This is a genomic window from Paenibacillus sp. JCM 10914, assembly GCF_001315105.1.
Taxonomy (GTDB): Bacteria; Bacillota; Bacilli; order Paenibacillales; family Paenibacillaceae; genus Paenibacillus_AQ.
Genome location: NZ_BAZR01000004.1, coordinates 229,808 through 249,734, shown reverse-complemented (window position 1 = coordinate 249,734; position 19,927 = coordinate 229,808). Strand labels below are relative to the sequence as shown.

Here is a 19,927-nt window from a genome sequence, read left to right as displayed (position 1 = left end):
GAGGGGATCATGTGGAAATCTCAAGACTTACTCTCTCAGATCAGGAGCAATGGCCTTACATTCAGCGGCAATGCGTGGATTTCTTCAGGCGCTACAGTCATAGACACCTAGCGCGCGAAGGATACCAGCGCCTGTTGTCACTCACTGCTGCGGAACTGAAAGAGCCAGGAAACTCCATCATTACAGCAACGGTAAGAGCCGATGTGGGGAGCGTGCCTGTCGGCATCTGTTTTGTGGCGGAATATGGAGCAGGAGCCTGCATGATCGCAGTGCATCCTCTGTACCGTAAACGTCAGATCGGATCCTCCCTTATCGCTGCGCAGCTATCCGCTGTGGGGCGACTAAAGTGCAAAGTGGCCATCCATCATCTTGCAAGCCTGCAAACATGCTTTCGTGCAGGCTTGCAGGCCATCGCCCTGGAGAACGATCCTGCCGGTAAACCCTCGCTGATTATGAGTGGGGAGCTGCCCTTATTCCCTAGTCCCTCAGCACCTAACGCTGATACTATTCAAGAAGGTGAACTTCTGTGTCAAAACCCGTCTTAGGCATCATGACGCTTTACTTGGATGATCGCAAAAAACTGGAAGAGCGGCATATTTACGAGCATATGATCAAGGAAGGTAAATCGATCGGGCTGGATGTCTTTGTATTTACGCCTGCAGATGTCAGCGAAGCCAAAGGTCTTATAAACGCGATGGAATACGATGATAGCGAACGAAAATGGAGCAGACGGTGGCGGTCCTTCCCGAACATGATCTTCGACCGATGCCGTATTCAAAAAAGCGCCCGATTCCAACAACTGCTGCGGTTTCGCTCGCGATACCGTCATATGCTGTTCCTGAACCGGCCCTTGCGTAACAAGTGGACGATCCACCAGGTGCTATCCACCAAAAAACGCTTCAGGTCGCATCTTCCGGATACACGAATTGTGAACAGCACCAAAGATATAAATCAAATGCTGCAAACCCATTCTACGGTCTACTTCAAGCCGATTAATGGCACCGGCGGACGCGGAATCCTCCGAATATCGAAGGTTCAAGGCGTAGCTGGCACGCTCGAATTACGAGGGCGCAATGCCAATCGCAGCATAATTAAGCCCAAGCGAATTCCCTCCGGTTATCTGGGCCAGTATCTCTCCGGCTGGGGGAGTAAAGACCGCTATTTGGTGCAGGAAGGCATTGAACTTGAGCTGCCGGATGGCAGAGTTCACGACTACCGTATGTTAGTGCAGAAGAACGGCGCAGGCCTCTGGAGAGTGACCGGCTGCGTGGGACGCGTAGGCGCACAAAACAGCGTGACCTCCAACCTCCATGGGGGTGGGCGCGCCACGATGATGGAGGAATTGCTCAGCAAATGGATACCCGATCAAGCCAAAAGGGCCCAGATTCGCGAGGAAGCCGATTCGCTCGGCGTGGACGTCGCCCAGTTTCTCGACGGTCAATATGGCGGTTTATGCGAACTCGCGCTTGACATTGCCGTCGATAAATCGGGTCGGGTGCTCCTGCTTGAGGTTAATCCGAAACCTTCGCGCGAGGTGTTCTCGCAGGTCGGCGACATGGCGGCCTACCGCGAGTCGATGGTTCGCCCGCTTGAATATGCGATGTGGGTATACAGTCAGCGCAAAGCCGTAAAGAATGCATAACACGATTAAGGCTGTTCCCGGGATGCACGTCTTCCGGGAACAGCCTTTATTATGTTGCTATTCGGGTGTCGTCATGAAGTTTCAACAGCTGCTCAAAAGACGTGATGATCTGATCTGCACCCGTCAGTTCCTGATCCAGACCGAATCCGGCATAACTACAGCCTACCACGGTCTGACCGTTCTCTTTACCTGCCTCGACATCAGATGAGCGATCCCCGACCATCCAAGCATGTTTAAGGTTATGGCGCTTTAGCAGCAGCCGTACGAGATCAACCTTGGAGGCGGTCTCGTACTCGCCCGCGCTGTACACTCCCTCGAAATACTGCATGATCCCCCTGGCCTCGGCAATACCCTTGACATACTGCTCTAATCCGTTGCTGGCCACGAACAGTCGGACTCCCCGTTGATGAAGATCTGCCAGTGTTTCCCTCACTTGCGGATATAACACAGCAGATTCATCTCTCAGCCCCTCAAGCTCCAGCTGTAACAGCAGTTCGTCTGCACGTTGGCGGGCTTGGGGGGTGGCATCAGGAATAACCTTCAACCAAATATCCTCCAGCAGCATCCCCAGGCAGGACAGAATAATCCCTTCATCTGGCGTATCTCCATGATAATGACCTTCTTCCCGCAGAACATCAAATAACCGATGATAAGCGGGTAACAATAAAGTCTCCGTTTGGAACAGCGTCCCGTCCATATCAAATATCATAGCGTCAGGCTTCGTCAAAGTTGCTGCGTTCTCCAAGTTGCTTTTCCATCCCTTCACTATCTATCTTCTTAATTCATGCCTAGTCTTTCCCCATCTTATCGGAACCATGTTCATACTTCAACTTTCCTTAATGGAGGCGACAAGCACGCACGGGGAAGGAACTACCTTTACGATTCGATTACCCTATGATTGAACGAAGAAGAGGTCAAGATCCGCACTTCGGATCTTAACCTCTTCTTTCATGTGCCATCAGAATATTTTCTTCGTGCCGCGATCGTCCTTGATGATCTCTACCGCTTCCCGGAATCGGATCGCATGGATGATTTCGCGTTCCCTCAGAAATTTCAAACTGTCCTGCAGATCGACATCATCCGTCATGTCGATCAACCACTGGTATGTAGCGCGGGCTTTCTCTTCCGCAGCGATATCCTCATACAAATCCGCAATCGGATCACCCTTGGCTTGAATGTAAGCAGCCGTAAACGGCACGCCGCCTGCATTCTCGTAATACAGCGCATGATCATGATTGACATAGTGGGCACCGAGCCCTGCGGCCTCCAATTGATCAACGGTGGCGTCTTTGGTCAATTTGTATACCATCGTCGCAATCATCTCTAAGTGTGCGAATTCTTCTGTCCCAATATCATTCAGCAACCCAATGACCTTGTCAGGAATGGTATACCGCTGATTTAAATAGCGGAGCGCCGCGGCGAGTTCACCGTCAGCACCGCCGTATTGTTCAACCAGAAATTTGGCCATTCTGGGATCGCATTTGCTTACGCGAACCGGATATTGAAGCTTTTTCTCATATACCCACATGTCACCTTTTCGCCTCCTCAATCATTTTGATCTTCGCGCAAACCGGCTGCGCCTGCAACAAGGTGCCAACCGGCACAGCCCGAGCCCATGCATATCTCTATACCTGCCAAGGCCACGGTCCTTGAGACCATTCAAACGGATATTTTGAGTACGCCCGCCCGAAATTTTGCAGCGGTCCGAACAGCTCCTGGAATTGCTTCGCCAGTACCGTCCGCTCCTGCGTCAGTTTGTTAAACTGCTCAATGCTCTTCAGATCATCCGGATGTGTATCCAAATACAGATTCAACTCCACCAGCACGAAATCCAACGCCTGCAGCTGTTCTAGCAGTTCATAGTACTTCAGATCTCCGGCCTGCGGTCTCGTTTCATTCACAGGCGATCACTCTCCTTTAAATTTGCGTGAGGTATAGGGGCTGTATAAAGACGGCCATAATGTTCCATATCTCAACGCTTCTTGCGGACTGAATTGCGGTAATCCGGTCGGCTGAAACACAATATACTGGTTGATCGGCACAACATACGACCGGAAAGGTTTCGGCGGGCAAGGATCGAACGGGGAATGGAACACTTCATATACGCGCACCTCTGGATTATCTTTCAACGGTATTCCTCCTTATACACGTTCCGTTTAATCACGGTTTCCTTGTAATTAACATATGTCACCAGCCCAGAAAATGAACATAAAAATGACAAAAAAACCCTCATCCTCGTAAATCATCCCGAGGACCAGGGTTGTGACGATTTGTCCTTAAAACTTGATCTTGATCTGAAACAAACCGGCTTTACGCATCGCCGAGTAGATAATGACCACAAACGGACCAATGAAGAAACCGATCACGCCAACCAGTTTAAATCCGACATACATGCTGACCAGAGCCGGTAGAGCGCCAATTCCGACCGCGTCTCCAATGACCTTCGGTTCCAGCACCCGCCGAATCACGGTGATAAGGATAAACAGGAAGATTAAACCGAGTCCCGTAAAGATATCACCCACGGCCAACAGATAAATGGACCACGGCACGAGCACCGAGCCGACCCCCAAGATAGGTAGAATATCAACAAGGGTAACGAGAAGCGCGATCGCAATCGGGTAATTCACGCCGAGCACAAGCATGCCAAGCAGCGTAATCACATATGTAAACAGGCTGAGGATCAGTTGCGCTCTTAAAAATCCGAATATCGAATTCTTCAAGCTCAGCAGCACCTCGCTCACCTGTCCGTGCGACGATTCGTCAAACCAAGCGAGGGCTTTATCACGCATCGTATCCAGACTGAACGCAAACAGATAGACGGCCACAAAGAACACAATCGAGGTGACAAACAGATTCGGCAAAGTTTTGGCAAACGATAGAAATGTGGAGGAAACTGTATTGACGAGTGACTGTACATAAGACGATATATTCGACATGAACTGGGTCAGACTATCCGCGAGTCCCGGGGATATGCCGTTCAGCACGTCCTGTGTCTGCAGAATGGTATGCTGCAAGAATTCGTTGGCCCCTTCGAAATATTGCGGCGCCCGACTCCAATACTCCACCAGTTGATTAAAGGCTTGCAGCCCGATCAAATAAACCAGCAGCAGCAAGAGTAGCAAGAAAAAGGTGCTTGTGATCGTAGCCGCAGCAATCCGGTTCAGCCGCAACCTTCTGATCAGGACCTGATTCAACGGCTCCAGTGCAATCGCGATGACAATAGCGAGTAAAAAAGGGGCTCCGACTGTAAACATTCCGTACAGTAACAAGAGCCCCAAGCCGATAAAGATCAACTGCTTAATCGACATAATACACTTCCTATCCGATTAGAATCCAGGCTTTTCTAGATGGAGCCGCTATCGAGCGATAGGTGGATAATGACACGTGTTACGCGAAACGTTGTTGCCTCTTCTACTTCAAAGACGACGCCACCATAGTCTTTACGCTGCCCCGCAGCAGGGCTGCCTTCAAGTTCCTTGAACAGCCAGCCTCCGATGGAATCCACATCATGCTCCTCGATTTGCAGACCCGTTAAATCATTCACCTCTTCGATCAACATTCGACCATCTACCGATACGTATTGATCGAACACTTCCAACTCTGGACGCTCGTCCTCAAATTCGTCATACAGATCGCCCACGATCTCTTCCAAGATCTTCTCGGCCGTCAACATGCCGGCAGTCCCACCGTACTCATCCACGACCAGCGCCAGTTGCTCGTGCCGATCCTGCATGAGTCGCAGCACCTGACTAATCTCCATCGACTCCGACACGTCCAGAATCGGTCTTACGAGGGATTTCAAATCATGCTGTTGCTCCGGCTCTGCCAGCAGCAGATCGGTAATATGAATAAAGCCGATGATACGGTCCTTGTTATCCGTCGCTACCGGATAGCGGGAGTGCTTGGTGTCATTAACGACACGCAGATTGTCTTCCAGTGTAGCATCCGTGAACAGCACATTCATATCGGTTCTTGGCAGCATAACCTCTCTAGCTCTAAGATCGGAAAAGTCAAACAGGTTGTCCATCAGCTTCATCTCGTTCTCATCGATAACTCCGCTTTTTGCGCTTTCGGTCATGAGAATTCGAATTTCTTCCTCCGAATGTGCCGCTTCCGCCTCGCTGGCAGGCTCAATGCCAACCCACTTTAGAATTCGATTGGCGGATGCGTTCAACACCCAGATTACAGGCAGAAACAGTCGATAGAACCATAGCAAAGGGGCTGACAGAATTAAAGCCGTCCCTTCGGTTCGCTGAATTGCGATTGACTTGGGTGCGAGCTCCCCTAATACAATATGCAGAAAGGTAATGATACAGAAGCCCACCGCAACCGAAATCGTGCTGATCAAGCGTTCATCCGTAAACCCGATACTATGCATAACCGGCGCGACCAGCAGTTCGGATATGGCTGGCTCCCCGATCCATCCAAGGCCCAATGACGTTAAGGTAATCCCAAGCTGGGTTGCCGATAGGTAAGCATCCAGCCTTTGATTGACCTTTAGTGCGGAACCCGCCAGTCGATTCCCTTCGCTGACCAGTTGGGTCAGCCGGGAGTGACGCATTTTGACGAGCGAGAACTCTGCGGCAACGAATACCCCATTAAGCAATACAAGCAGTAACACCAAGAGTAAATTCAAAATCAGTCTCCCGACCTCAAATTCCTCCATGAGGACACGCCTTCTTTCTATAATTCTAGAATGTTTTGGCTTTTCTTGACTTGAAGTCTACACCAGGATAATACATATCTGCCACTAACAGATTAGGTCCGCAACAATTGGCAGCATCGCAGAAACAGTTTACCGTCTGATTCAAAGGATGCCCTGTCGACCAGCTTTCAAATATATCATCCAGCTTCTGTTCCTTAATATTACCAAAAGCCGGAATATCAGCAAAATCCGTTACGTAAACATCGCCAGTAAATAAATTGACGTTGACCCGATTGCGTCCATCGGGATCGTTGCGCACCGTCACATTCGGTTCCTGACGGAGACGACGTATGATTTCCAGGTCATGTTCGTTGTCGCTGCACGCATAGAAAGGCAGGGTTCCAAACAGCATCCACATATCCGGATCACGAGCGTCCAGCAGCAGCTCAATCGCCTTCTTGGTTTCAGCTAATGACAGAACGGGCAGCCCCTCGGCAAAATTGGAAGCATACATCGGATGCACTTCATGCCGCTTGCAGCCCATCTCCTTAATCAATCTGTGAATGCCGTCCAACTTCTGATGCGTACGATAATTGATCATCGATTCCGCCGATATATACATGCCTGCGTCACTCAGCTTCTTCGCATTCTCAAGCATCGTATCGTACATTTTATGAGCCGTTTCTCTGGAGACCGGGCGCGCGCTGTTAGCGAATCCCACCTCATAGAAATCATCTCCGTTCAAATAATTGAAGGAGATGTGCATAACATCGAGATAAGGCAGCATCTTCTCGTATCGGCTGATGTCCAGCGTCAGATTCGAATTGATCTGCGTCCGAATCCCGCGTTCCTTCGCATATTGCAGCAGCGGCACGATCACATGATCCACTGTTTTGCCAAGAAAAGCCGGTTCCCCGCCTGTCAGGCTGATCGTCTGGAGATGTTCAACTTCATCGAGTCGTTTCAGCATCATATCCAGCGGAAGCATAGGGGCTTCCTTCATCACCAGCATATCGCCGACAGCACAATGCTCACAGCGCATATTGCATAAATGTGTCACCGTCATTTCCACGCTCGTAAGCTTATGCATGCCATGCTCTCGCAGCGATGTTATGGGATCCCACGGATCATAACTTGGAGAAATGGGCCTTAGGGCAGATGAAAATGGCTGTGCTGTATTACTCATGGTTCACTCACCTTATTTCTTTTATTTACCGATGGAAAGACTGGGTTACTCCTTGGATCTATTCTACGGTTTTGAATTTGATGTCATGTATAAATGTCATTCTAATATTATATCACACCAGATGGACGACCTCCGTGTGAATGAAGCAGCTTCCAATCTATTCCCGATCCGAGTCTCTTCCACGACTCCTGTTCTTCACTGAACGTTTATGTCCAGCGAACATCCAAGCTGGCGTCCACCAATTCGCCTTACCTAATAATTTCATAAAGGCTGGTACGAGCAGTATGCGAATGACCGTTGCGTCAAGCAATATGGCTGTGGTCAAGCCTAGTCCGATCGCTTTCATTACTTCGTTGTCCGTAAAGATGAACGCCCCTACAACGACCGCGAGGATCAGAGCAGCACTTGTGATCAGCCCACCGGTACTCTCAAGTCCTTCGGCAGTACTGGCTTCGTTATCCCCTGTTCGTTCGTAATTTTCCATGACGCGCGAAAGTAACATCACCTCATAATCCATCGATATGCCGAACACGACGCAAAAAATCAAGATCGGCAACAGTGCAAAGACCGAACCCGTCGAAGAGACTCCAATCCAATCCGCGCCATACCCTTCCTGGAATACCCAGACCACAATACCTAACCCCGCACCAAGACTGAGCAGATTCATGAAGCTCGCTTTGAGCGGAAGCACAATCGAACGAAAGGCCACCAGCAGGATGACATATGTTACAGCAAACACAAACACGAGCACAAAGGGTAGATTTTCATGAATGATCTCGATGATGTCGAGCTTATAAGCCGGACTGCCTGTTACATAAGTCGTCAGATCGCCGGTATCCATCGTTCTCAGTTCTCTTACGAGTTGTGTTGTCATAGAATGAGATTCATGAAACTCTGGGATGACCGCCACAGCCGCCATGTTGTCTTTCACAAAACGATGCTGCTCCAATTGCTGCCGAATATCCTCACGAGACAGCTGCCTTGATACCTCCTCTACAGAGCTCCGTCCGATGCTGAGATAACTCTCCACACGTCGTACCCCCGGCATTAATCGGATTTCATCGGTGTACTCTTTCATCTGCTCAATGGAGTGTCGATCTTCATAGGAGGCCGGCAGCTCAACTGCAATAACGATCGCGTTCAGCTCACGTTCATCGTAAGCCTGCAAGAGCAGATCGTTGCCATAACGGGATTCATATGCAGGAGGCAGCACTTCCGCGGCCGGTATGGCTATATTCATGTTCCGAACCGGTAGAAGGGCCATGAGCAGCAGCCCGATAACAATGATTGATATCGTAACGGGACGGGCCATGACGAATCTGGAAATCTTCCGCCAGAAACCCGAAGACGTTCGGGTACGGAGCATCCGATATTTAGCCGGCAACACGGGCAGTGCATGAATTCGTGGTCCAAGCAGCGCCAGTAGCGCCGGCAGCAGCGTATTCCCCGCCAGTACAGACAACAGAACCACCGTGATCCCGCCCAGGCTGAAGGAATGAAGGATGGGCAGATCGATAAATCTCATGGCAACGAATCCGATCAGCACCGCCGCACCGGAAAACATCACGGCCTTGCCCGCCGTAGCACAGGTTACCGCCAGCGCCTTCTCAACGTCTCCTTGATGCGCGTGCAGTTCTTCTTTATAGCGGCTTACGATCATCAAGGCATAGTCAATACCCAAAGCCAGCCCGAGCATCGTAACGACATTGGGCAGAAAATTGCTGATCGAACCGTCGATCAGGGCTACAAAATAAAGAGCTCCCATGGTCACGATTACGCTAACGATTCCCGAGATCAGCGGAAGTATGGCCGCTGTCAGTGTGCCGAACACCGCAAGCAGGATGAGCAATGCGGCAGGAATGCCAATCAGCTCGGCGCGAATAATATCGCTTTTTACAGCTTGGTTCATATCGGCGAAGACAGCCGTATTTCCCGTGATGTATGTATCTAAGCCCGCCATGTCCGGCACGGTTTCCCGTATCTGGTCGAACTGCTTCAGTGCATCCGATGCATCTAGCTCCAGCAGCGCGGTCACGGACACGATATGATCCATTCCTGCTCGATGTGTCGACATGTTCATGTAAATATCTCTAATGTAAGGGCTTGATCGCAAAGGCTCCAGTTCGGTTAAAATCCGTCTTTGAGCTGTGCCCGTCGTCAGGTTCTCCCCCTCTTGACTCACAACTACAATTTCCAGTGAGGTAGCAGACAATCCCAATCCCTCTTCAAGCTTGTCGATACCGACTTGAGCAGGACTATACTGAGGCGTAAACCCGTTGTGCTGCAGCATACCAGGGAGCTTGAAGGCAAATGGCAGCAAGGTACAGAACAAAATAAGCCAAACAACAACGATGGCTTTACGGTAGCGGAAAATTTGCCGCCCCCATGCTCGCAGCGATGTTGAATGGCCTTGATGTTTCACGGGTCAACCTCCTTAGGAATTACATGTCAAGCTACGTATTTTGTGCGATGGCTGCAATCATGATCGTTAAGGATTCGGACAAATCCAGCTCGTACGGTGTTGTCAGCTCAGTACCCTCTGCGTCCATTAACACTCGAATAACCGGACGATGAGGAACATGGGCATGAATCCTCGACACCACACCACTCTCGCCTGTATGCAATTTCACCGATATGCCGGGCGGGTAGATAGCAACCCGATCCCGAAATAAAGCAAGATATCTCTGCTCATATAACGTGCCCGATCCGGTATACATAACTTCTACGGCTTCATGTGGCAGCAAGGCAGGCTTGTATACCCGCTGTGTGGTCATTGCGTCATACGAGTCCGTAATCGCGATCCACTTGGCGTACTCAGGTATTTCCGGCCCTTTAAGCCTCTTGGATACCCGCTTCCATCCAGACGCTCATGGTGTGATAGTGCGCAATGGGCGGATAATAACGGGATATTGGGCTCGTCCTTCAAGATCTGGAATCCATATTCCGCATGCTTCTGAATCTCTCGAAACTCTTCATCCGTCAACCGTCCAGGATAATGCAGCAGCTTCTGCGATATTCGAGTCTTGCCAATATCATGCAGCAAGGCTCCAAGCCCTAAATGTCGCAATTCCTCCCGATTATAACCGTAGGACACGCCAAGCACGATGGAGTACAAGCAAACGTTCAGAGAATGCCGATATAAATTATAATCGTTGGTGTTCATATCTGTTAACAGAACCATCGTCTGTTCGTGATCCGAGATTTCATCGATGATAGACTCCATCATCCCGGAAAAGGTTTTGCCTAGATGATGGAAGCTTCCCCTGAGTTCCGGCTTGCTCTCCAGATTCTTGAAGCTGGTTCGAATCGAACGAATCGCGCCCAGCCTTGTCTCTTCGGACAACAATTCAGGGACGTTGATATCATCCGTCAATGCATCTTCGATATATACATAACCGAGCTCAAGTCCCCCGAGGCGACGAATTAGGGCATCCGTTAATTTCACGCCATCAGCAAGCAGGATCAAACCGTCACTGTTGTATATTTTTTTACCCAGAACCATTCCCGGCTTCAACGCTTTAGTAGGTATAAGACGCAATCCGTCACTTCCTCTGCTATTCATCATACATGTTGTGTGGGATGTTTAAAGCGCCCCTTATTCATAGAGGCTATACGAAGAAGCCCGGTTCGTTGTTTTAAGGCGTTACCTGCACTCTCTAGTGCATGATAAACAGCCAAAATATAGCGGCAAGAACAAACCGGTAAATGGCAAAATGAGTAAGTCGTATCTTCTGTATGAGCTTCATGAAGGCCAGGACGACAAAATAAGCAACGACAAACGAAACGATAAATCCGGCCAAAAATACGCCAATCGTATCTGAAGTAAAATTTCGGTATGAATCAAGCAACTCATAGCCGGAAGCAGCGCACATGATAGGAATCGCGATTAAAAAGGAAAAATCAGCCGATGCCTTATAACTAACGCCGCTGAGCATCCCTCCAGAAATCGTAGACCCTGAACGGGAAAAGCCCGGCCATAGTACGGAGATAATCTGATAGACGCCGATCAATAACGCCTGTCTATATGTCAAATCATCCAAATCATGTGAAGTTACCTTCACCTTATGCTTATTGTACCATTCCGCAAATATCATAAAAATCCCGCCCGCTACAAGGGCATATAGAACCGTATGGGCATTAAACAGACCTTTGATAAAATCCCTTGCAAAAAAAGCGACGATCAGCGCCGGCGCAATCCCCAAAAACACGTGCAGCAAGTTTAAGCGTCTGCGAGCAGGTTCCCGGGACAGCGGTTCGCTGCGGCTCCAGCCAAGCAGCGTTAATATGCGATTCCAATAAACGATAGCAATGGCAAGAATAGCTCCCAACTGAATCACAATCTCGAAAGTTTTCATAATGGGTGACTGATCCTCATATCCGAGCACTTTCGCTGTCAGAATCATATGCCCGGTAGAAGATACGGGAATGAACTCCGTGAGCCCCTCTACGATTCCTAAAATAATGGATGTTATAAAGTCCATCTTGCATCCCCTTCCTTAACCTTTGTCCTCCTCATATGTATGCTCGGACAAAGGAAGATAGTAGGGGGTATCAAGATATCCAGCGTGGGATCATTGTCTCCTCAAGCGACCCTGGACGTGATAATTCATTGCGAAGCAAATCCCTTATGAAATCGGGCAGCATATATACCGTATCCTTGCCTTGTGCCAGCGTTTCATAGCCAATCTTGAATGTGAACATGTCGAGTGTTCCTACGACATATTCTTGCTGCCGATCCATCGGCTTTCCCTGAATATCGATTCGGGAAATTTTATGATAGGAAGTTCCTTCCGGATTGTAGTGAACATGAATGCCAGACACAGCGAGCGCGCCTAATATATATCCCCGGAAACCAAACCCTAGAATCTTCTTATTATTAAACTCCTGCAGCAGGCTCTCTTCGAGTGCATGATATATATGTTCCCCGCTTAACCTTACGTGGCAGGGATTGATAGGGGAGGGACAAAGCGCATGCAGCATCCCCGTGCTAATCTCGCCTGCCGGCAATGGACCAAGCAGTTGGCCGGAGTTGACGATAGCAAGCTCAGCACCCGTATGGTGCAGCACCGCTTGCGCGAGCAGATTGGCAAATGGCGACTCCTGTTCATAGTGAATCGGCAGATCGCGATCAATAATTGCAACCGCTTCTGTTAATCTTTCCGTTGCCAGTTCATGGTGCTTCATGATTGCTTGCTCAACAATTGGCTCCATTTGGCTCGTATCAACAGCGAGCAGTCTCCCGTCGATACAGGTGAAGGGTTCTTCTGAATCAGGACGCTCCATAACGAGCCGCCCGACATATTGACCGAACTTACCTGCACCACATACAGTTGTATCGCCGATTGTCAAAGGCTGCTCTAGTACATGATGGGTATGACCGCCCAGAATAATATCGATTCCGTTGATCTGCTCCGCCATTAATTTATCCGTCTTTAAACCTAAATGAGACAAGACGATGATGAGATCACAACGGCTGTCCTGAAGACTTAGCACCTGCTCCTGGATTGCCGATAAGGGCTCTTCAGCTTCCCAGCCTAACAAATGATAGAACCCCGAGAACGCAGCGGTAGCACCCGTAAGCCCGATCCGCAACCCGCTCTTCTCCAAAATAACACGTTCCTTCATCCATGAGGGCGGGCGAGCCGATTCGGTTTCCTTAATGTTGCAGCAAACCACCGGACATTGAAGCCCGGCATACACAGTCTCAAGAATATCATAGGGAAGGGTCAAACCTTCGTTATTGCCAATCGTGATGGCGTCGTATCCTGTCAGATTGATGACATCCACGTTGGCCTGTCCCATGGAACCTTCAGTTGCAACGGCCGCTCGATCCATATGATCACCTATGTCCAATACGAGGACTTCACCTTCAGCTGCCTTCTTTTCCCGGGAAATAAGTGCCGCCACACTGCTCATCCTATCGAAATGGCTGTGAATATCATTCGTATACAAGATGGTAAGCTTCTTATTGCTGCTATTAATCTGCATCTGGCGGCTCCCTCCCAAGGATTACCTAGATATTTTACCGGTCTTTCAAGCATAACATTTTAGCGAAGAATATGGTATATTGTAGCCCAGAAGAATTACGAGGTGATGTTCATGTCGACAACTGTTTCTATACTACTGTTTGCCGGGCTTGCCGATCGTATCGGCACCTCTTTCCTTACATTTAACGTTCCCACGCTGCCTCTAGCAGCTGGCGATTTGAAGTTGCTTCTATCAGAAGCTTATCCTGATGCGCAATCCCAATTTGAAATGGCTTTTGTGGCAGTCAATCAAGAATATGCCTTGGCTGACCAGCTTATTCAACCCGGTGATGAAGTTGCACTCATACCGCCGGTTTCCGGAGGAGATGGATTAGGTGAGGAACAGAGACAGGCCTTATCGGAAGATGGTCAATGTCTAATTACGCATGATGTGTTATCGGTTGAGCAGACGATGGCCAAGGTTCATCATGCAAACCATGGCGCAACGCTTGCTTTTGTCGGAACGACCCGGGAAATGACGGGCGCGCAGCGTACGATAACCTTGGACTATGAAGCATATATCCCGATGGCTTTGAAAGAAATGAATCAAATCTGCACCGAGATTACTGCTCGCTGGAATGGAGCCTTGTGTGCCATCTCTCACCGCCTCGGCACCGTTGGTATTGGTGATACGAGTGTCGTCATTGCTGTCTCCTCACCGCATCGCGATGACTGTTATCATGCCAGCCGGTATGCAATCGAGCAGTTGAAGCGCACCGTTCCCATCTGGAAAAAAGAGATATGGGACGATGGTTCGGAATGGAAAGGTCATCAGACCGGACCTTGGGACCCTGTGACTAGGCAATAAGTCTGTATTCCGTCATTGTCAATCCAGTATTTTCTTGCTAAGATAGTTTTAAACTTTTAATTATGGGCAAGAGGTGCAATGATTTTGAGAGTACATGTCACAGACCTGATACCCGGCGATCAAATGCAGCAAGATGCTTACAACCAGAGCGGCCTTCATGTCCTCAAGAAGGGGACGAGCATTCGAAGCGAAGATATATCGAAGTTGAAACAACACGGTATCGATTATATCGAAATCGTGCAGCGCGAGGTTGCAATTACAACGGATCCACAATCGGACCTATCTGATGCTTATCACAATTTACTGCCCCATTTCCAGTTGGCGTTTGACGGCTGTTCGACCTTATTCTCTGAAGCAGCCGAAACCGGCCGGTTCAATTCCTCTGTGGTCGATGATTCCTTTCAGCCGTTGATCAACTCCTTGAATGAGCATTCCGACGTCGTATCCCTGCTGCTTCTGTTTAACGGTAAAGACGACTATACATATCGGCATTCTATTCAAGTTGGCATGCTGTGCTACTACATCGCGAATTGGATGGGCTATGCATCAGACGAAGCTTACCACATTGGAACTGCCGGTTATCTGCATGATATCGGAAAATGTAAAATTCCAAGCGATATCCTGAATAAACCCGGCAAACTCTTGCCGGAAGAATTCGAGGCGGTAAAGCTTCATACGATTTATGGCTATGAAATCATCTCCGAATCGATGGATGACAAGATCTCGGCCACCGTCGCCCTGCAGCACCATGAACGGGACGACGGCAGCGGATATCCGAGAGCACTGCGCGAAGAGCAGATTCACCCCTATGCTCACATCTGTGCCGTTGCCGACGTATATAGCGCCATGACCACAAATCGGGTGTACCAATCGAAGCAGCAGTTGCTCACCGTACTGCGTGAGTTATACGGCCTTAGCTTCGGGAAGTTGAACGGCAAACCAACGCATGCCTTCATTCAACAAATGCTGCCGAACTTTATTGGCAAGAAGGTAGAATTAACGAATGGGGAATCCGGGATCATCGTCATGAACCACCCCTCCGACTATTTCCGTCCTCTCGTTCAGGTTGGTCCGCGTTTCGTCGACCTTTCCAAAGAAGTCGATGTCGCGATTGCCGAAATTTTATTGTAGATAAAGAAAAGAGGTTCCCCAGAATGATGCGTTAACATCATTTCGTGGGAACCTCTTTTGGCTAAAGTTTAAGAGTTAACCGATGGAACCTTCCATCTCGAACTTGATTATTTAGTGCTTTTTAGGCATGTATAATAGAAGGAAAATTTCGAAATACCGTGGGTTTGTCCGTTTTACGTATATTCATTCTTCGTATTATTTTTTGTTAAAACGGACAACAGTGAAGACATCAAAACTTCGGGACATCTACTCTGAATTATGACTAGTTTTTCATATTAACAAATTGGATGACATGTCTCGAAGATTATGCGAAATATAAGGCACAACTCGAAAATTCATTTAGAAGTAACGGAATAATAATTTCCGATCTAAAAAGCCTGCCAGGGGATCAACTCCGGTGGGCTTTTGTGTTCAGTTAGCTGTAATAATGTCATTGATCTTGATGTCTGCGCCAGTGGACAGTTTGATCTCGCGTCAATAGGTGTGTACGACTACGACTGTCCCGGTCAGTTCCTGATCCTCGTACTCATCAAACAGACGTAGTTTAATTTTGCGATGCTCATAAAAAGACTCGTCCAATGCCTGTTCGATCAATTCAATTTCCTGCTGTCAAGGACCGGCTTATCTTTGCGCCCCTCCTATAGTTATCTAGATATCCCTTTTTACCCCCGTATATCTACTAGGTGGCAGGCGTGCTACAAAAAAACAGAAAAATAAATATCAAACTATTATTGATCCTAGGTGTTTATATAAATAGTACCTCTGAGGCTCTATCTCCTCACGGTTTAGTCACTTCAATTGTGTCTTCACCTGTGATTTCCGGTGAACTAAAGAAAAAATATATCTTCCCATCTACTTCAGCAGCCAGATTTGGTGAGTGAACTTTATTCTTTGAACGTATGCTAAACGAATTTTCATCACCTATATTAACGAGACCGCCCCAAACAGGAATATGAGTAGGACTGTTATCTTTATATGATCCATAGAAAGTTTTAACAAGTTCTACATCAGGAGACTCTTCTTGTAGATAAAATCCAGTCCCATGATAGTATAACGACCAGAATGAACCTTTTTTCTGAAGTGTAATAACACCTTTTAGTTCATTATTTTTTTCATATAAATAATGATGAAATTGGCTATTCTCTTTTGATACTAACATCACGTCACTGCTTGATATTCCATTGTTCCACAATATCCCTGATGGTATGTAGCTTTTATAGAATTGAACAGATAAATATAAAATTACCATCCCAATAAGGACTACAACAATTATTAACTTTGATCTTTTCTTACTCATGATTGCAAATGCACCTCCAGTAATTTTAGCCAGATAAATCAGTTTATCTATATGATATAATATTTAGATATTTTTTTCAAATATATAATATTATTCTTGTAATACCAATATATTACTGATATATTAATGTTATCAAACATAAAGAGGTGTTATTTTGAATAAAAAGAAATTAATTCCAATTCTTCTCGCGTTAACAACTGCCTTCTCTTGTTTTTCAGGCATTGCCTCTGCTGAAGCAATACCTACCAGCGTTAATCAAGAAGCCCCTGAATTCAACAAAGAACATCAATTAATAGTAGAATCACTAATTGATGAACTTGTTGCCGTAAGACTAGAAAAAGAAATCCTGACGCGCAATAATTCAGTACATAGTTCATCCTCTTCATCTACGGAGGAACTTAGCCAGAAAGAGAAAGATTTAGAAAATCAACTAATAGAGGAAGGTGTTCGTCCGATAACAGAAGAAGAACGCACTAAAATGAATGAATCTTCTTATACAGAAGATCTAGAGGGAGGTATTACCCCATTGGCTGGACCACCAACTTGGGGTCCATATCCTAATGTCGATATGCTTACTTATGGAGAGAAGACTATTACTGTAAACGGTAGAAGTTATACAATATGGATTAATTACGCAGTTCCAAGAGAAGGTGGAGGAGGTCCATTAGTAAAACATCACAACTCAGTAAAGCTAATTAAAGCACCTTTTGAGTTCTCTAAGGCAAGAACTAAGGTTTTTGACTTCTTGCTTCAAAGAGCAGTTGGCAGAGTGAAGTATGCGAATTGGACCTTTTATGATTACTTCTGGCCAAGTATACAAGGGTATACTAGTTTTCAGACCTACGACTTACTACTATCAACAGCATCAAAGATGAAATATGTTTGGGTTAAAAACGGAACAGTCTGGCAGTTAAAGGCTCATTCGAACAATGTCCAATCTGATGAAACTCACGTAACAAGAGGTTACAAAAACAACAGCCTTCAAACCGAGATTGTTTATAAGAAGAATTATGCCTGGGGCGACTTATACGATCAAATTGAGACTCTAGCAGTTTCTGAAGGCAATACGGTTCTTAGAGACCCAGTCAGAGCACTTGTTTATACAGACGAGGATGGTAGAGATGCATTAACAACCTTCCCGTATTATGCAAGTGGTCCACTTGAGCTGTTCCCTTAATATTTTTTTGATGAACAAGAGGAGATCCTATTTTCGGACCTCCTCTTGTTGTTTCATTAATAAACACAAATAACCACCTCTCAACTGATTATACTTTTTGGTATAGTTAGTGATGGGTGGTAAGTATTGTTAACGAGACTTACTTTATATTTACAGTTTCCTCCAAAATTTCGGTGTGCCCATCATATTCAACAGTTTCAATTTCAAGAAAATGAATCATGGCCATGTCCTGTTCTTGGCTCCTAAAACCATGTTTATCCAAATTCAGTATATCAAATACAAATTCAGCAAATTCATTTATCAGCCAGCCCCTTGAAAAACTTATTATAGGCGTCGCATGCATCTTTAACTGCTTGTTTTGTTACATTATTGGAGAGAAATCCTCAAAATAATCAGGGTAAAATATTTCGTATAAATACAAAATCTTCCATCCGTTATCTCTCCTTTACATTCGCTGGAACTTATAATTCATAATTGCGTATTTATCAGTAAGGGGTTGATCTTATGTTTTTGATGATAATAGGTGGAATTGGTTTAATGACGCTTGCCTTCTTTATTTATAAAAATCCTGATAATGATTGGATACGATGGGCCAACAGAATACCTTCAAACAAAGAGCAGAGCGACTATGATTTATCTAAAATCCGATTTCGGGCTATTATAGGCGGAATTCTTGCCTTTATATTGGTCTTGATGGGCTTAACCGTTTTCTTCTAAACGGTTTATAGGACCTACCACCGTGACGCTGAGGACGTGTTGCGTTGTATGCCATCTTTTCTGTGATTGCTTGCTCAAGTCAATGCCGCATCGTTCGCATGCATCAAAGACACGGATTACGATGTCAGCCAACTCTGACGGGATGCCGCATGGTTTGCAATTTGGGGTAAGAGGATAATGCAGTCTTGTTTTCAATTCTTTATTTTCATACCAGACCTCGGTAATAGCCCGACCATTCCGATAATCCTCTAGCGCCTCCGATGCTTCCGAGTGGAGCAGAGCGATGATTTCCCCGAAGCTCCGATCCTCGTCCCACCAACCTTTAGCCACTGCGTTCTAATAATGTGCTTCATGTGTCAATACGTTAATAGTTTTCATGTATATTCACCTCCATAATTTGCATTCACCAGAACACCAGTTTGATTTATAGGGTGTGACGGGGTACGGAATAATCACTTGTTTTCCCCTATGCTTTCTTTTTCTTCTTTTCTACAGGTGCTTTAATAGCTTCTATGACGTCTTTCTGGTATTCAGTCACAGAGTTTTGCCCCGGTATGTACCGAACGCGCCACCTGAGCCAGTACAAACGCATCTCACACGTTGTTAGATTCATGTTCAAACTTCCAATGTCTCATAATCGGTAGAATCATGTTTTCTTTCTTGGTTGTCCCCTTGCCGGTTGCAAACTTTTTGACCTGAGTTGGCGAGACTCAATCCACTTCATACCTGCGCGGTATAGTTCAAGCCGAATTGCGTGGCCTAGCCCGAATCGACGAAGCTCTGGCCCTCACATGGGAAGATTTGAATTTAGATGAAGCGAAGTTGTTTGTCAGTAAGACGTTGGTATACCCATTGAATTCCACCCCTATATTTCAACTCCTAAATCTAAGACTAGTGGACGCGTCATAAAAATGGATGAAGTTACCGTGAAATTACTCAAAAGGCACCGAACAAACCAAAAAGAAGTTGTACTTATGTACTCCAATTACAAAACTACAAAGGATAACATCGTCTTTCATCAGCATGATGACAGATGGTTAAGAACAAATGTGGTCCGCGAATATTTAAAGAAGTCTGTAAACGGTCCAAGTTGCCGATACTCTCTCCCCATGCTTTAAGGCATTCTCATGCCGTTCATTTACTGGAAGCTGGGGCAAATAAAAAATACGTGTCCGAGCGACTAGGGCACGCAAGCGTGAAAGTCACAGCGGACACGTATTTACATGTTACTGATAAAATTTAAGATCACGCACTAGCTCTGTATGAGCAATACGTAAACTAACCGGACAAAAAACGGG

Annotated in this window: 19 protein-coding genes and 2 pseudogenes; 7 read left to right on the top strand and 14 right to left on the bottom strand. The window is 46.8% G+C overall.

The annotated features are described in order from the left end of the window. Nucleotides 1-11 precede the first annotated feature (11 nt). Together JCM10914_RS08440 and JCM10914_RS08435 are read left to right on the top strand one after the other, a co-directional pair. The gene (locus tag JCM10914_RS08440; RefSeq protein ID WP_023959573.1) at nucleotides 12-545 is read left to right on the top strand and encodes a GNAT family N-acetyltransferase; all 534 of its coding nucleotides are present in this window, start codon (nucleotides 12-14) and stop codon (nucleotides 543-545) included. Beyond that, nucleotides 527-1,642, top strand: coding sequence for a YheC/YheD family protein (locus JCM10914_RS08435; RefSeq protein ID WP_023959572.1), 1,116 nt, complete (start codon nucleotides 527-529; stop codon nucleotides 1,640-1,642). Before JCM10914_RS08440 ends, JCM10914_RS08435 begins: the two co-directional genes overlap by 19 nt. A 49-nt stretch (nucleotides 1,643-1,691) precedes the next feature. Here JCM10914_RS08435 and JCM10914_RS08430 read toward each other — a convergent pair whose 3' ends face one another. The 11 genes and pseudogenes from JCM10914_RS08430 to JCM10914_RS08380 form a co-directional block, all read right to left on the bottom strand. Beyond that, nucleotides 1,692-2,387 carry an HAD family hydrolase gene (locus JCM10914_RS08430; protein WP_036717436.1) on the bottom strand — a complete coding sequence of 232 codons (696 nt, stop codon included), beginning with the start codon at nucleotides 2,385-2,387 and terminating at the stop codon, nucleotides 1,692-1,694. A 213-nt stretch (nucleotides 2,388-2,600) separates the two neighbouring features. Next, entirely contained in the window at nucleotides 2,601-3,170 is a 570-nt protein-coding gene (locus tag JCM10914_RS08425) for a manganese catalase family protein (protein ID WP_023959568.1), read from the bottom strand. Nucleotides 3,171-3,267: 97 nt separating this feature from the next. Next, the gene (locus JCM10914_RS08420; RefSeq protein WP_023959566.1) at nucleotides 3,268-3,543 is read right to left on the bottom strand and encodes a spore coat protein CotJB; all 276 of its coding nucleotides are present in this window, start codon (nucleotides 3,541-3,543) and stop codon (nucleotides 3,268-3,270) included. A gap of 6 nt (nucleotides 3,544-3,549) precedes the next feature. Next, complete coding sequence (locus JCM10914_RS08415) at nucleotides 3,550-3,771, bottom strand: spore coat associated protein CotJA (RefSeq protein WP_023959564.1); 222 nt, start codon at nucleotides 3,769-3,771, stop codon at nucleotides 3,550-3,552. Between the two features lie 147 nt (nucleotides 3,772-3,918). Further along, on the bottom strand, nucleotides 3,919-4,950 hold the full coding sequence (gene ytvI, locus JCM10914_RS08410) for a sporulation integral membrane protein YtvI (RefSeq protein WP_023959562.1): 1,032 nt from the start codon (nucleotides 4,948-4,950) through the stop codon (nucleotides 3,919-3,921). 35 nt (nucleotides 4,951-4,985) lie between these two features. After that, nucleotides 4,986-6,308 (bottom strand): hemolysin family protein, encoded by a 1,323-nt coding sequence (locus JCM10914_RS08405; RefSeq protein WP_023959560.1) that lies wholly within the window; start codon nucleotides 6,306-6,308, stop codon nucleotides 4,986-4,988. A gap of 25 nt (nucleotides 6,309-6,333) precedes the next feature. Next, entirely contained in the window at nucleotides 6,334-7,473 is a 1,140-nt protein-coding gene (yfkAB, locus tag JCM10914_RS08400) for a radical SAM/CxCxxxxC motif protein YfkAB (protein WP_023959558.1), read from the bottom strand. Between the two features lie 157 nt (nucleotides 7,474-7,630). Then, nucleotides 7,631-9,763 carry an MMPL family transporter gene (locus JCM10914_RS08395; protein ID WP_370570227.1) on the bottom strand — a complete coding sequence of 711 codons (2,133 nt, stop codon included), beginning with the start codon at nucleotides 9,761-9,763 and terminating at the stop codon, nucleotides 7,631-7,633. 163 nt (nucleotides 9,764-9,926) lie between these two features. Continuing rightward, nucleotides 9,927-11,011 (bottom strand): annotated as a pseudogene (locus tag JCM10914_RS08390) (HD-GYP domain-containing protein). Between the two features lie 118 nt (nucleotides 11,012-11,129). Next, the gene (locus tag JCM10914_RS08385) at nucleotides 11,130-11,954 is read right to left on the bottom strand and encodes an undecaprenyl-diphosphate phosphatase (RefSeq protein WP_023959550.1); all 825 of its coding nucleotides are present in this window, start codon (nucleotides 11,952-11,954) and stop codon (nucleotides 11,130-11,132) included. Between the two features lie 70 nt (nucleotides 11,955-12,024). Further along, entirely contained in the window at nucleotides 12,025-13,461 is a 1,437-nt protein-coding gene (locus tag JCM10914_RS08380) for a bifunctional UDP-sugar hydrolase/5'-nucleotidase (protein WP_023959548.1), read from the bottom strand. Between the two features lie 111 nt (nucleotides 13,462-13,572). Here JCM10914_RS08380 and JCM10914_RS08375 point away from each other — a divergent pair, with 111 nt between their 5' ends. Both JCM10914_RS08375 and JCM10914_RS08370 read left to right on the top strand, forming a co-directional pair. Continuing rightward, nucleotides 13,573-14,307 carry a molybdenum cofactor biosynthesis protein MoaE gene (locus JCM10914_RS08375; protein ID WP_023959546.1) on the top strand — a complete coding sequence of 245 codons (735 nt, stop codon included), beginning with the start codon at nucleotides 13,573-13,575 and terminating at the stop codon, nucleotides 14,305-14,307. A gap of 84 nt (nucleotides 14,308-14,391) precedes the next feature. After that, nucleotides 14,392-15,438, top strand: coding sequence for an HD-GYP domain-containing protein (locus tag JCM10914_RS08370; protein WP_036717434.1), 1,047 nt, complete (start codon nucleotides 14,392-14,394; stop codon nucleotides 15,436-15,438). 474 nt (nucleotides 15,439-15,912) lie between these two features. On the opposite strand, the gene JCM10914_RS28815 is transcribed toward JCM10914_RS08370, so the two are convergent. Both JCM10914_RS28815 and JCM10914_RS08365 read right to left on the bottom strand, forming a co-directional pair. Continuing rightward, nucleotides 15,913-16,032 carry a hypothetical protein gene (locus JCM10914_RS28815; RefSeq protein WP_231638564.1) on the bottom strand — a complete coding sequence of 40 codons (120 nt, stop codon included), beginning with the start codon at nucleotides 16,030-16,032 and terminating at the stop codon, nucleotides 15,913-15,915. Nucleotides 16,033-16,216: 184 nt separating this feature from the next. Then, nucleotides 16,217-16,735 (bottom strand): hypothetical protein, encoded by a 519-nt coding sequence (locus tag JCM10914_RS08365; protein ID WP_036717387.1) that lies wholly within the window; start codon nucleotides 16,733-16,735, stop codon nucleotides 16,217-16,219. 154 nt (nucleotides 16,736-16,889) lie between these two features. On the opposite strand from JCM10914_RS08365, the gene JCM10914_RS08360 reads away from it, so the two are divergent. Next, nucleotides 16,890-17,912, top strand: coding sequence for a hypothetical protein (locus JCM10914_RS08360; protein ID WP_023959542.1), 1,023 nt, complete (start codon nucleotides 16,890-16,892; stop codon nucleotides 17,910-17,912). Nucleotides 17,913-18,208: 296 nt separating this feature from the next. Here the strand turns inward: JCM10914_RS08360 and JCM10914_RS29895 are convergent. Then, nucleotides 18,209-18,289, bottom strand: a pseudogene (locus JCM10914_RS29895) (transposase); the annotation flags it as partial. A 127-nt stretch (nucleotides 18,290-18,416) separates the two neighbouring features. Between JCM10914_RS29895 and JCM10914_RS28810 the strand changes: the two are divergent. Both JCM10914_RS28810 and JCM10914_RS29890 read left to right on the top strand, forming a co-directional pair. Beyond that, the gene (locus JCM10914_RS28810; protein ID WP_052019681.1) at nucleotides 18,417-18,629 is read left to right on the top strand and encodes a hypothetical protein; all 213 of its coding nucleotides are present in this window, start codon (nucleotides 18,417-18,419) and stop codon (nucleotides 18,627-18,629) included. A 1,033-nt stretch (nucleotides 18,630-19,662) separates the two neighbouring features. Beyond that, the gene (locus JCM10914_RS29890; protein ID WP_231638563.1) at nucleotides 19,663-19,872 is read left to right on the top strand and encodes a tyrosine-type recombinase/integrase; all 210 of its coding nucleotides are present in this window, start codon (nucleotides 19,663-19,665) and stop codon (nucleotides 19,870-19,872) included. Nucleotides 19,873-19,927: the final 55 nt, after the last annotated feature.

What these genes read in the sequence shown, in the direction of transcription:
- JCM10914_RS08405 (WP_023959560.1), bottom strand. Translation starts at nt 6,308, where the DNA reads ATGGAGGAATTTGAGGTCGGGAGACTGATTTTGAATTTACTCTTGGTG.
- JCM10914_RS29890 (WP_231638563.1), top strand. Translation starts at nt 19,663, where the DNA reads ATGGTTAAGAACAAATGTGGTCCGCGAATATTTAAAGAAGTCTGTAAA.
- yfkAB (WP_023959558.1), bottom strand. Translation starts at nt 7,473, where the DNA reads ATGAGTAATACAGCACAGCCATTTTCATCTGCCCTAAGGCCCATTTCT.
- JCM10914_RS28810 (WP_052019681.1), top strand. Translation starts at nt 18,417, where the DNA reads ATGTTTTTGATGATAATAGGTGGAATTGGTTTAATGACGCTTGCCTTC.
- JCM10914_RS08375 (WP_023959546.1), top strand. Translation starts at nt 13,573, where the DNA reads ATGTCGACAACTGTTTCTATACTACTGTTTGCCGGGCTTGCCGATCGT.
- JCM10914_RS08395 (WP_370570227.1), bottom strand. Translation starts at nt 9,763, where the DNA reads ATGCTGCAGCACAACGGGTTTACGCCTCAGTATAGTCCTGCTCAAGTC.
- ytvI (WP_023959562.1), bottom strand. Translation starts at nt 4,950, where the DNA reads ATGTCGATTAAGCAGTTGATCTTTATCGGCTTGGGGCTCTTGTTACTG.
- JCM10914_RS08380 (WP_023959548.1), bottom strand. Translation starts at nt 13,461, where the DNA reads ATGCAGATTAATAGCAGCAATAAGAAGCTTACCATCTTGTATACGAAT.
- JCM10914_RS08425 (WP_023959568.1), bottom strand. Translation starts at nt 3,170, where the DNA reads ATGTGGGTATATGAGAAAAAGCTTCAATATCCGGTTCGCGTAAGCAAA.
- JCM10914_RS08365 (WP_036717387.1), bottom strand. Translation starts at nt 16,735, where the DNA reads ATGAGTAAGAAAAGATCAAAGTTAATAATTGTTGTAGTCCTTATTGGG.
- JCM10914_RS08385 (WP_023959550.1), bottom strand. Translation starts at nt 11,954, where the DNA reads ATGGACTTTATAACATCCATTATTTTAGGAATCGTAGAGGGGCTCACG.